The sequence below is a fragment of the Pseudomonas sp. 1176_21 genome (genome assembly GCF_052850635.1).
The window spans coordinates 106932-118348 of the sequence record NZ_VXCV01000013.1 but is presented as its reverse complement, the minus strand read 5'-3'; the positions used below and the strand labels follow the sequence as shown (position 1 = coordinate 118348).

The 11417-nt window shown below is 65.8% G+C and carries 9 protein-coding genes and 1 pseudogene; 7 read left to right on the top strand and 3 right to left on the bottom strand.

Annotated features, from left to right (window positions below):
* Positions 1-42: 42 nt before the first annotated feature.
* Both FW760_RS23345 and FW760_RS23340 read left to right on the top strand, forming a co-directional pair.
* Positions 43-936: pseudogene (locus FW760_RS23345) on the top strand (PAS domain-containing protein); the annotation flags it as partial.
* 111 nt (positions 937-1047) lie between these two features.
* A complete protein-coding gene (locus FW760_RS23340) occupies positions 1048-1479 on the top strand; it encodes a methyl-accepting chemotaxis protein (protein WP_373870459.1) in 432 nt (143 codons plus the stop codon).
* 51 nt (positions 1480-1530) lie between these two features.
* On the opposite strand, the gene cysZ is transcribed toward FW760_RS23340, so the two are convergent.
* Positions 1531-2259: a sulfate transporter CysZ gene (gene cysZ, locus FW760_RS23335; RefSeq protein WP_054916276.1), complete on the bottom strand. Its 729-nt coding sequence runs from the start codon at positions 2257-2259 to the stop codon at positions 1531-1533.
* Positions 2260-2595: 336 nt separating this feature from the next.
* On the opposite strand from cysZ, the gene trxB reads away from it, so the two are divergent.
* A complete protein-coding gene (gene trxB / locus FW760_RS23330) occupies positions 2596-3558 on the top strand; it encodes a thioredoxin-disulfide reductase (RefSeq protein ID WP_043864378.1) in 963 nt (320 codons plus the stop codon).
* A gap of 97 nt (positions 3559-3655) precedes the next feature.
* Here the strand turns inward: trxB and nadC are convergent, their stop codons facing one another.
* Positions 3656-4504 (bottom strand): carboxylating nicotinate-nucleotide diphosphorylase, encoded by an 849-nt coding sequence (gene nadC, locus FW760_RS23325; protein WP_043864379.1) that lies wholly within the window; start codon positions 4502-4504, stop codon positions 3656-3658.
* Positions 4505-4753: 249 nt separating this feature from the next.
* Between nadC and FW760_RS23320 the strand changes: the two genes are divergently transcribed.
* The 4 genes from FW760_RS23320 (at position 4754) to FW760_RS23305 (ending at position 10597) form a co-directional block, all read left to right on the top strand.
* The gene (locus tag FW760_RS23320) at positions 4754-6928 is read left to right on the top strand and encodes a DUF1631 domain-containing protein (protein ID WP_275730551.1); all 2175 of its coding nucleotides are present in this window, start codon (positions 4754-4756) and stop codon (positions 6926-6928) included.
* A gap of 79 nt (positions 6929-7007) precedes the next feature.
* Complete coding sequence (ampD, locus tag FW760_RS23315) at positions 7008-7568, top strand: 1,6-anhydro-N-acetylmuramyl-L-alanine amidase AmpD (protein WP_043864381.1); 561 nt, start codon at positions 7008-7010, stop codon at positions 7566-7568.
* A complete protein-coding gene (ampE, locus tag FW760_RS23310) occupies positions 7565-8398 on the top strand; it encodes a regulatory signaling modulator protein AmpE (RefSeq protein ID WP_078479902.1) in 834 nt (277 codons plus the stop codon). The genes ampD and ampE overlap by 4 nt, the downstream gene beginning before the upstream one ends.
* A gap of 180 nt (positions 8399-8578) precedes the next feature.
* Positions 8579-10597: a methyl-accepting chemotaxis protein gene (locus FW760_RS23305; protein ID WP_054916280.1), complete on the top strand. Its 2019-nt coding sequence runs from the start codon at positions 8579-8581 to the stop codon at positions 10595-10597.
* A 41-nt stretch (positions 10598-10638) separates the two neighbouring features.
* Here FW760_RS23305 and FW760_RS23300 read toward each other — a convergent pair whose 3' ends face one another.
* Positions 10639-11415, bottom strand: a complete 777-nt coding sequence (locus tag FW760_RS23300; RefSeq protein ID WP_054916281.1) for a TatD family hydrolase — start codon at positions 11413-11415, stop codon at positions 10639-10641.
* Positions 11416-11417: the final 2 nt, after the last annotated feature.

The following is an 11417-nucleotide window of genomic DNA, read 5'->3' as shown; positions in this document are numbered from 1 at the left end:
GAGGTGCCGATTGCGCCCGGATGACAGCAAAATGACGGATACATGACGCCCGATCATTGGCGCTTTTGCGCTGTGAAAATAAGCTTGGCCGGCGCCTCAAGAATGCCGCATCGCCAGCCGATGAAGTTGCATTCGAATGAGACTTTCGCTCCAGGAGCGGTGATGTTCAACAGCAAACTGAAACAAGAAAATGCCAGGCTGCGCGAAGAGCTGATGACCATGGAGCAGGTCAAGTGCAGCCTGGACAGCGAGATGCTGGTGCTGCAACTGGACCCCCAGGGCCGTATCGAAGCGGTCAACGGCAACTTCGAGAAAGAGATGCGCTACAGCAGCCAGCAGCTGCTGGGCCGCAACATCGAAGAGATCGTGCCGGCGCATGTAAAGCCGCTGGATTTCTACCAGCGCATGAAACAGGCGATCAACCGCGGCGAGCACCTCAACGGCGCGTTTCGCCTGCTGCGCGGCAACGGCGAGGAAGCCTGGCTGCGCTCGATCCTGCAGCCGGTCAAGGGCAGCGACGGGCGCCTGCGCTACTTCACCCTGCACTCCAGCGACCTGACCCGCACCATCGAGACGTCACGCGAGCACGAGAGCCTGATCAAGGCCCTGATGCGCTCCACGGCAGTGATCGAGTTCAACCTCAATGGCGAGGTGCTGGCTGCCAACGACCGCTTCCTCAAGACCATGGGCTATTCCCTGGAGCAGGTGCGCGGCAAGCACCACCGCATGTTCTGCGAGCCGGAAGAGTACAACTCGGCGCATTACCAGCAGTTCTGGGAAAAACTGCGCCGTGGCGAGTTCGTGGCCGAGCGCTTCAAGCGCATCGATGCCCATGGCCGCGTGGTCTGGCTGGAGGCGTCGTACAACCCGATCATCGACGCCCATGACGTGCTGTACAAGGTGGTCAAGTTCGCCACCGTGATCACCGACCAGGTCAACCAGGAAGCGGCGGTGGCCCACGCCGCCGACATCGCCTACACCACGTCCCTGGACACCGACTCCAGTGCACGTCGCGCCACCGAGGTGGTGACCCAGACGGTCGAGGTCATGCGTGGCCTGGAGACGTACATGCAGCAGGCCGCCGACGGCATCGAGGCGCTGGACAAGCAGTCCCAGGTGATCGGTTCGATCATCAAGACCATCAGCGACATTGCCGGGCAGACCAACCTGCTGGCGCTCAATGCGGCCATCGAAGCCGCGCGTGCCGGCGAGCAGGGCCGGGGTTTTGCGGTGGTGGCCGACGAGGTGCGGCAACTGGCCTCGCGCACCAGCAGCGCCACCGAGGAAATCGCCCGGGTGGTGCAGCAGAACGCCCAGTTGGCCAAGGCGGCGGTCGACATCATCGACAACAGCAAGCGCCAGGCCGAAGAGGGCCTGTCGCTGGCCGGGCAGACCGGTACGGTGATCGTCGAGATTCAGGACGGGGCGCAGAAGGTGGTGGACGCGGTCGGCCAGTTCTCCAACCAGCTGGCGCCCTGACGGCGCGGTGGCGGCGGCCTTGCACCGTCGCCACCGTCGCCCCGGCAACCGTCAGCCGCGTTCGCGTACCCAGAACAGCGTGGCACCGGCGATGGCGGCAGGCATCATCACGATGTTCACGAACGGGATCAGCAGCACCAGGTACACCGAGCCGCCAAAGCCCAGGCTCTGCCAGCGCTTGGCACGCAGCCAGGCGAGCATGTCCTGCCAGCTCATCTTGTTGTTGTCTGCCGGGTAGTCGATGTACTGGATGGCCATCATCCAGACACCGAACAGCAGCCACAGCGGTGCGGCCACGATGTTGACCACCGGGATCCACGACAGGATGAACAGCGCCAGGGCGCGCGGCACGAAGTAGCCCAGCTTGCGCAGTTCGCGGCTCAGGGTGCGCGGCACCATGGCGGCCAGTTCGCCCCAGCTGAAGGCCGGGAACGGGTCGGTGCCACGTACCACCACCTCGACCTTTTCGGCCAGAAAACCGTTGAACGGTGCCGCGATGATGTTGGCCAGCATGGTGAAGGTGAAGAACACCATCAGCACCACCAGCACCACGAACAGCGGCCACAGCACATAGTTGAGAAAGCTCAGCCAGCCCGGCAGGGTCGGGATCAGCGAGTCCACCCACAGGCTGAACTGGTGACCGGCAAAATAGATCAGGCCCACGAACAGCAGCAGGTTGACCGCCAGCGGCAGCAGTACGAACAGGCGCAGGCCCGGGCTCAGGACCAGTTTCAGGCCCTCGCGCAGGTATTGGGGGCCAGACAGGACAGGGGCTTGCATAAAAGGCTCCGAGCGGTGGTAAACGCGCCGACCTTACCGAGTTTGACGCCTGGGCGAAAGCGCGGCGAAATGCGCGCAACCCCCGGTAACAAAACCCTGTCGATCATTTAATAGGCAAAGCGGCCGGTGCTCGGCAGGTGAATAGAGGTCGTCTATAAGGTGGATTGTCTAAGGATATTTCCTTAATCTCTGCCTCCTCGTTACAGTCGCACCAATTTCACGGTTTCCAGAACCTGCGGCCAAAAGCCTTCCCCAAGTGCTTCGCGGGTTCTTTTTTATTCCAGCCGGTGCCCCCGGCGTCATGTGGCTGGCTCGCCAGCTCGACAGGAGCGTTTCATGTCTGAAGTTCGTCATTCGCGAGTGATCATTCTCGGTTCCGGCCCTGCCGGTTACAGCGCCGCCGTGTACGCGGCCCGTGCCAACCTCAAGCCGCTGCTGATCACCGGCATGCAGGCTGGCGGCCAGCTGACCACCACCACCGAAGTCGACAACTGGCCGGGCGATGCACATGGCCTGACCGGCCCTGCGCTGATGCAGCGCATGCAGGAGCATGCCGAGCGTTTCGAGACCGAAGTGGTGTTCGACCACATCAACGCCGTGGACCTGGCCAACAAGCCGTTCACCCTCAAGGGCGACAGCGCCACCTATACCTGCGACGCACTGATCATCGCCACCGGCGCCAGCGCGCGCTACCTGGGCCTGCCGTCGGAAGAGGCGTTCATGGGCAAGGGCGTTTCGGCCTGCGCGACCTGTGACGGGTTCTTCTACCGCAACAAGCCGGTGGCCGTGGTCGGTGGTGGCAACACTGCCGTCGAGGAAGCCCTGTACCTGGCCAACATCGCCAGCAAGGTGACCCTGGTGCACCGCCGCGAGACCTTCCGCGCCGAGAAGATCCTGATCGACAAGCTGCACGCCCGCGTGGCCGAAGGCAAGATCGAGCTCAAGCTCAACGCCACCCTGGACGAAGTGCTGGGCGACAACATGGGTGTGACCGGTGCGCGCCTGAAGAACAACGACGGCAGCTTCGATGAAGTGAAGGTCGACGGCGTGTTCATCGCCATCGGTCACACCCCCAACACCTCGCTGTTCGAAGGCCAGCTGGCGCTCAAGGATGGCTACATGGTGGTCAACGGCGGGCGTGACGGCAATGCCACCGCCACCAGCATCGAGGGCGTATTCGCCGCCGGCGACGTGGCCGACCACGTGTATCGCCAGGCAATCACCTCGGCCGGTGCCGGCTGCATGGCGGCACTGGATGTCGAGCGTTACCTGGACGGCCTGCAGAACGCTTCGTTCTGAGGACTGTTGGGGCTGCTTCGCAGCCCTTCGCGGGTCAAGCCCGCTCCCACAGGGATCACTGCTGTCCTTGTGGGAGCGGGCTTGACCCGCGATGCTTTCAAAGGCTCAGGCGCATCGACAGGTCCACTGCCTTCACATCCTTGGTCATTGCCCCGATCGAGATGTAGTCCACCCCCGTCTCGGCAATTGCGCGCAACGTGCTTTCGCTGATCCCGCCGCTGGCTTCCAGCTTGGCCTTGCCGGCATTGAGGCGCACCGCCTCGCGCATTTCGTCCAGGTTCAGCTCGTCGAGCATGACGATGTCGGCCCCGGCCTCCAGCGCCTGCTGCAGTTCATCCAGGCTCTCCACCTCGATTTCCACCGGCTTGCCCGGCGCAATGCGGCGCGCCGCAGCGATCGCTTCGGCAATCCCGCCGCTGGCGGCAATGTGGTTTTCCTTGATCAGAAACGCGTCGTACAGGCCGATGCGATGATTGTGGCAGCCGCCGCAGGTCACTGCGTACTTCTGCGCCAGGCGCAGGCCCGGCAGGGTCTTGCGCGTATCCAGCAGCTTGACCTGGGTATCGGTCACCAGGTCGGCCAGGTGCCGCGCATGGGTGGCCACCCCCGACAGCAGCTGCAAAAAGTTCAGCGCGCTGCGCTCGCCGGTCAGCAGCGAGCGGGCCGGCCCTTCCAGGTGGAACAGTGCCTGATTGGCCGTGGCCCGGTCGCCGTCCTTGACCTGCCAGTGCACCGCCACCCGCGGGTCGAGCTGACGAAACACCGCGTCCACCCAGGCCGTGCCGCTGATCACGCAGTCGTCGCGGGTAATGATGGTGGCCTTGGCCAGGCGCTCGGCAGGAATCAGCTGGGCGGTGATGTCGCCGTTGCCGACATCCTCGAGCAACGCACGGCGCACGTTGGCTTCGATTTCGGCGGTCAGGTCGGCGAGGCGTAGATTCGGCATGGTGGGCTCCACAAGCTAGGTGGCCGCGATTATAGGGCAGCCCGGGGCGGGCGTGCAGCAATCCGCCTTTGGTCGCAGCAAATGAGCATTTGCGCCCCATGGCGGTCTATCCACAGGCTGGCCGAAACGTACTGCACAGTTCGCTGGCAGGCCGCGCGTTTTTGCCAGATAATGCGCGCCTTGTAATTGGCGTCATGACTTTGACAGCCATTCAATCCACTTCGTAGCCAACCCAGCAAGGAGACCGGGATGCCCAATGACGGGAAGGTGGTGCCGTTCAAGGCGGCCACCGATCAGGCGTCACGCACGCCGTTCGCTCGTCTGCCGGTCATCCTGCTGCAAGTGCGCGACAAGGCAGCGCAGCACCTGCGCCAGGCGCTGCAGGGGCTGTTCGACAACGCCGACGACACGCTCTTCGAAATGGCCGACACGGCCGCCGACAACCATGACCGCAGCCTGTTCTTCGAAGCGATGCGCGACCTGCGCCTCAAGCGCAAGAGCATCGAGCGTGCCTTCCTCGACCTGTTCTATGACGCCTTCATCGATATTGCCGGCAACGATCCGACCGCGCCGTTGGCGCGCCGTGGCTACGACAGGCAGGCGCTGATGGCCGACGATGCGCGTGAGCGGGCCCAGGCCGTGGAGACGATGGTGGCCCGCGTGGCCACGCGTGACGGCTTCGCCCTCGGCCAACTGACCCTGCGCATGAACAGCCTGATCAGCCAGCGCCTGGACGATCGCGCCAACCCGCTGGGGCCGGCGCTGCTGTGCGAGTACTTTCTGCAGGCCGGGCGCAGCCTGGGCGTGGGCATCAAGGTCAAGCTGATACTGCTCAAGCTGTTCGAGCGTTACGTGCTGTGCGACGTCGGCCAGTTGTACGGCGAAGCCAACCAGCTGTTGAGCGCCACCGGGATCCTGCCCGACCTCAAGAGCGCGCCGGGCTGGCGCACCCCGGCGGCCGAACCGGCGCACCCGGCCGGCGATCCGGAGGTCAAGCCAGCCCCGCTGATGGCCGATGCCGGGGCGCAGGCTGCCTTCGCCTCGCTGCAGGTGCTGTTGTCCCCGGTGCGCGGTAGGGTGGCCCCGCGCCTGGAGCCCTATGACCGGGTGCAGCCGATCAGCAGGCAGGACCTGCTGCGCCTGCTCTCGCACCTGCAGCAGTTCGTGCCGGCAGCGGGGGAGGTGCAGGACTTCGACCTGCGCCACCAGCTGGAGCAACTGCTGACCCGGGCCAGCGTGCAAAGCGGCAAGTACCGCAGGGTCGAGGTGATCGATGAGGATGTGATCAACCTGATCGCCATGCTCTTCGACTTCATCCTCGGCGATCGCAACCTGCCGCATTCGCTGCGCCAGTTGATCGCACGCCTGCAGATCCCGATGCTCAAGGTGGCGCTGCTCGACAAGAGCTTCTTCAGCCGCGCCACCCACCCGGCGCGCCGCCTGCTCGACGAGATTGCCGCAGTGGCGATGGGCTGGGGCGCGCGTGATGACGTGCAGCGCGACGAGCTGTACCTGCGGGTCGAGGCCATCGTGCAGCGCCTGCTCACCGATTTTGCCGACGACCCGCAGATCTTCGCCGAGCTGCTGGCCGAGTTCCTTGCCTTCAGTGCCGATGAGCGCCGCCGTACCGAGTTGCTCGAACAGCGCACCCGCGATGCCGAAGAGGGCCGGGCACGCACCGTGCTGGCGCGCCAGCAGGTTGAAAGCGAACTCAACCTGCGCCTGCTCGGCAAGTGCCTGCCGCAAGGCGTGGTACGGGTGATCGAGCAGGCCTGGAGCCAGGTGCTGCTGCTGGCCTGCCTCAAGCATGGGCGGGGTTCGACCCAGTGGCAGGACGCGCTGGCCAACATGGACCTGTTGCTCTGGAGCGTCGAGTCACACACAGGCGACGACCGTGCTCGGCTGCTGGAGCAGGTGCCGGGCCTGCTCAAGGCCCTGCGCGAGGGGTTGACCCGGGTTGCCTACGACCCCTTTGCCACCAGCGAGTTCTTCGCCCAGCTCGAAGCGCTGCACCTGCAGGCTGTGGAAGGGGCAGGGCACCCCGGCCAGGCGCGTATCGAGCGGGTGCTGGTGCGTGATCGCATCGTGCTGCTGGGGCCGGAGTCGGTGGCGGCGGGCGGGCTGTGCTCCAGCCTGCCCGACGACGACCCGGCGCTGCACCAGGTGCGCGACCTGCGCCCGGGGGCCTGGATCGAGCTGCGCGACGAGGATGACGAGCCGGTGCGCGGCAAGCTGATCGCGATCATCGACAGCACCCACACCTACGTGTTCGTCGACCGTACCGGGCGCAAGCTGCGCGAATGGTCGCAGCAGGGGCTTGCCGCGGCGTTGAGCCAGGGCCAGGTACGCCTGCTCGATGCCACCCAGCTGTTCGAGCGTGCACTGGGTTCGGTGGTCAGCCAACTGCGCCAGCGCCAACCCTGAGCGCCCGCACTTTTTAACGATACAACCGTCGATTCCTCGGGGCATACTGCGCCAGAGCCCTCATGCTTCAGGATCTTCTATGCAACTTGACCACGCTACTGGCTGGGTCGCTGGCGTCACCCATTGCCCTTCCCCCAACTTCAACGCGCGCCCCGAGGGCGAAGCCATCAGCCTGCTGGTGATCCACAACATCAGCCTGCCGCCCGGGCAGTTCGGCACCGGCAAGGTGCAGGCGTTCTTCCAGAACCGCCTGCCCATCGCCGAGCATGCGTTTTTCGAGCAGATCAAGGACCTGCGTGTATCGGCGCACTTTCTGATCGAGCGTGACGGCAGGGTCACCCAGTTCGTCTCGTGCCTGGACCGGGCCTGGCATGCCGGGGTATCGCGCTTCGAGGGCCGCGAGGGCTGCAACGACTTTTCCGTGGGCATCGAACTCGAAGGCACCGATCAGACGCCGTTCACAGACGCCCAGTACACTGCCCTGCAACACTTGACCCTGCAACTGCAGGCTGCCTGGCCCATCGCGGGGCGAATCCGCGGCCACAGCGACATTGCGCCGGGGCGCAAGACCGACCCGGGGCCGGCGTTCGACTGGGAACGCTATCGCGCCAGCCTGCACGTCAACGAGGACAGATCATGAGTTTTCTGGTGTTACTGCTGGTGCTGTGGGTCGAGAAGTTCTCGGCGCTGCGCCAGCGCCTGCAACGCGACGGCTTTTTTCTCACCGAACTGGCCCGCCTGGAGCGCAGGCCCAAGGCCGACCCATGGTGGGTGCTGGGCATTCTGGTGTTGTTGCCGGTGGCGGTACTGGCGCTGCTGCTGCACGTGCTCGACCCGGTCGCCTATGGCCTGCTAGCCCTGCCGGTGCACCTGCTGGTGCTGATCTACAGCCTGGGCCGGGGCGATGTGAAGGCGGCGCTGGGGCCGTTTCGCGATGCCTGGCGACGCGGCGATGAACAGGCGGCCGTGCACGTGGCCGAGCGCGACCTGGGGGTGACGGCCGACGACAGCCAGGGCCTGATCCAGAAGGTGCAGGGGCACCTGCTGTGGCAGGCCTACCAGAGCTTCTTTGCGGTGATCTTCTGGTATGTGCTGCTGGGCCCGGCTGCAGCGCTGGCTTACCGGCTGCTGGCGCTGACGGGCGAGCGGGCCGGCAACCCGGCGGTACAGGAACGCGCCCGGCAGTTGCGCCATGCCTTCGACTGGGCGCCGGTGCGGGTACTGGCCGCCAGTTTTGCACTGGTGGGCAACTTTGTGGCGGTCAGCCGCATGATGCTGCACGAGCTGCTCAACTGGCACATCGGCGCGCCGCGCCTGGTGGAGCAGGCGGGCACGGCAGCGGCGGAGATTCCCGCCGACGTCGAGGCCGGCCCGCAAGGCCTGACCGGGCTCGACAGCCTGTGGGAACTACTGCTGCGTGCCGCAGTGCTCTGGTACGCGGGCTTTGCCCTGTGGACCGTGCTCGGCTGACTCACAACGTGTAAACGGGCTGCCGCAACGGCGGCTCGTTCCTACAGGCCGCCGCTACTGGTGGTTAACCTTAAGTTACAAAACTTCCCTTCGATATGCGCTATACAGAGGCTGCTGACGATCGCCAGTGGCCTAGTGCTATTGCGCAGAAAACAATAAGAAATCGAAAGGAGACGACCCTTGAAGCGCCTCTTGTATCCGGCAATCGCATTGATGAACCGGCTGAGCTTCGGCATGAAGTTCAGCCTGATCAGCGTGCTGTTCTTTCTGCCCATGCTGGTCACCAATTTCTATCTGGTGCGCGACGCCTATGCCAAGTTCCACGCCACCCGTGTGGAGCTGCACAGCCTCGGCCTGCTGAGCGAGAGCCTGGCCGTGCGCGGTGATCTGGAGAGCCTGGGCAACCTGGTGCAGATCAACGCGGTGCTGGGGCAGTCCGGCAAGGCCGACGACCTGGAGGCGCGCATCGATGCGCTGGAACAGCAGGTGGCAAAGCGCGTGGCCGCGCTGGCCCCGATGACCGAGGACCCGGCCCAGGTGCAGGCCTTCACCGCCCGGCGCGACGAGTTGCTGGCAGGGCTCGAGGCGGCGCGAGCCGACTCCTCGCTGCAGACCCGTGCAGCCCTGTACGACGCCCTGCTGGCGCAGGCGCAACTGCTTGGCAAGCTGGTGGTCAGCCAGTCGGGCCTTGGCCAGGACAGCGATGCCGGCGTGCGCCAGATGGGCGAGCTGCTGACCACGGTCACCGCCCAGGTCACCCAGACCCTGGGTGAAGGCCGGGCAATCGGGGCTTACTCGCTGGGCCAGGGGTTTCTCAACTCATCGGCCAGTACCCGTTTCGAAGAACTGCTCAAAAGCCTCGACAAGCTGTCGGCCGACTACGCCATTCGCCTGCAGGACGCCCTGGGCGACGAGCCGCGGCTGGCCAGCCAGGCCGCCAGCAGCCAGGCGTCGCTCAAGCAGGCCAGCGAGCTGCTCGAAGACCAGGTGGTGATGGCCGATACCCTCGATGCGCCGTGGCCGGCGTTCTACCAGCAGGTCAGCGGCCTGATCGAGCAGACCTACCTGCTCAATGGCGCCACCCTGCAGGTACTCGAACAGCAGTTGCAGGCGCGCCTGGGCGACTACCGCCAGCACATGGTGCTGCTGGTGCTGGCCCTGGCGGCGGTGTTCATGCTGATCGGCTACCTGTATGGCGGCTTCTATGCCTCCACCCGCAGCACCCTGCGTACCCTGGGCAAGGTGATGGACAAGGTGGCCGGTGGCGACATGACGGTGACCTTCCAGGCCCGCAGTCGCGACGAGCTGGGCGAGCTGGGCGAGGTGTTCAACACCACGGTGCGGCGCATCCATGACCTGATCGAGCGGGTCGGGCAGACGGTGGCCGAGGTGGAACACCAGGCCGAGCAGGTGCATGCGGTATCGGCGCGCAGCAACCAGGCGGTAAGCGGCCAGCGCGGGCAGATCGAGCAGGTGGCCACGGCCATGAACCAGATGTCGGCCACTGCCCAGGAAGTGGCGCGCAGCGCTGCGGCAGCCGTGAACAGCGCCCACGGGGTCAACCGCGAGACGGTCAGCGGGCGCGAGCTGGTGGAGTCGCAGCAGGGCAGCATTGCCGGGCTGGCGGCCGAAATCGACCAGTCGGTGGGGGTGATCAACCAGCTGGTCAGCGACAGCCAGCAGATCAGCCAGGTGCTGGAGGTGATCAAGAGCATTGCCGGGCAGACCAACCTGCTGGCGCTCAACGCCGCCATCGAGGCGGCGCGGGCCGGGGAGCAGGGGCGTGGCTTCGCGGTGGTGGCCGACGAGGTACGCACGCTGGCCAAGCGCACGCAGCAGTCGACCGAGGAAATCGACCAGATGATTTCACGCCTGCAGGGTGGGGTGGAGGCGGCGGTGCGGGCGATGGACAGCAGTCACCAGATGGCGGCGGGCACCGTGGGGCAGTCGCAGCAGGTGCAGCAGGCGCTGGTCAACATTCTGGGGGCGATGGGCAGCATCGTGGAGCAGAACCAGCAGATTGCGGCGGCAGTGGAGCAGCAGACGGCGGTGGCGCATGACATCGACCTGAACATCGTGCAGATCAACCGCGCGGCTGAGCACACCACCGAGGGCGCGCACCAGACCGAAGATGCGAGCCGGCAGCTGTCGGCGCAGGTGATGGAGTTGAAGCAGTTGATCGGGGCGTTCAGGGTCTGAGCGAGGGCTGGGCCCTTCGCCGGCAAGGCGCAGGGGCGGTATTACCAGCCAAACAGCTCGCAGGCATTGCGCGTGCTGGCCTCGGCCAGCACCTGGGGCGCAACCCCCATCACCTCAGCCAGTGCCACGGCAATCTGCGGCAGGTGCACAGGGCTGTTGCGCACCCCGGCGTACATCGCCGGGGCCATGTCCGGCGAGTCGGTCTCCAGCACCACGCCGTCCAGCCCCAGGCGCGGCAGCACCTTGCGCAGGCGCAGCGCCTGGGGCCAGGTGGCCGCCCCGCCCAGCCCCAGCCTGAACCCGAGGCGGCGGTACTCGCGGGCCTCCTCGTAGCTGCCGGCAAACGCATGCACGATGCCGCCACGCGCCAGCTTGAAGCGCTTGAGCCGGGCGATCACGTCGGCATGGCTGCGCCGTACATGCAGCAGCGCCGGCAGGTCGAAGTCCACCGCCAGCTGCAACTGGGCCTCGAACAGCGCCTGCTGGCGCTCGCGGTCCAGCTCGGCCACGTAGTAGTCCAGGCCGAACTCGCCCACCGCGCACAGCTGCCGGTCGCCACGCAGGCGGCTCAGCCAGTCGCCCAGCGCCAGCAGGTGTTCCGGGCGATGCTGTTCCAGGTACACCGGGTGCAGGCCGAACGCCGCATACAGCTGCGGATCGCTCTTGACCAGCTCCCATACCCGCTGCCAGTTGTCCTGGTACACCCCCAGCACCACCATGCGCTCGACCCCGGCGCGGCGCGCCTGCCCCAGCACTTCGCTGCGGTCGGCATCGAAGTCGGGAAAGTCCAGGTGGGTGTGGGTGTCTACCAGGCGCATGG

What these genes read in the sequence shown, in the direction of transcription:
- FW760_RS23340 (WP_373870459.1), top strand. Translation starts at nt 1,048, where the DNA reads ATGCGTGGCCTGGAGACGTACATGCAGCAGGCCGCCGACGGCATCGAG.
- cysZ (WP_054916276.1), bottom strand. Translation starts at nt 2,259, where the DNA reads ATGCAAGCCCCTGTCCTGTCTGGCCCCCAATACCTGCGCGAGGGCCTG.
- trxB (WP_043864378.1), top strand. Translation starts at nt 2,596, where the DNA reads ATGTCTGAAGTTCGTCATTCGCGAGTGATCATTCTCGGTTCCGGCCCT.
- nadC (WP_043864379.1), bottom strand. Translation starts at nt 4,504, where the DNA reads ATGCCGAATCTACGCCTCGCCGACCTGACCGCCGAAATCGAAGCCAAC.
- FW760_RS23320 (WP_275730551.1), top strand. Translation starts at nt 4,754, where the DNA reads ATGCCCAATGACGGGAAGGTGGTGCCGTTCAAGGCGGCCACCGATCAG.
- ampD (WP_043864381.1), top strand. Translation starts at nt 7,008, where the DNA reads ATGCAACTTGACCACGCTACTGGCTGGGTCGCTGGCGTCACCCATTGC.
- ampE (WP_078479902.1), top strand. Translation starts at nt 7,565, where the DNA reads ATGAGTTTTCTGGTGTTACTGCTGGTGCTGTGGGTCGAGAAGTTCTCG.
- FW760_RS23300 (WP_054916281.1), bottom strand. Translation starts at nt 11,415, where the DNA reads ATGCGCCTGGTAGACACCCACACCCACCTGGACTTTCCCGACTTCGAT.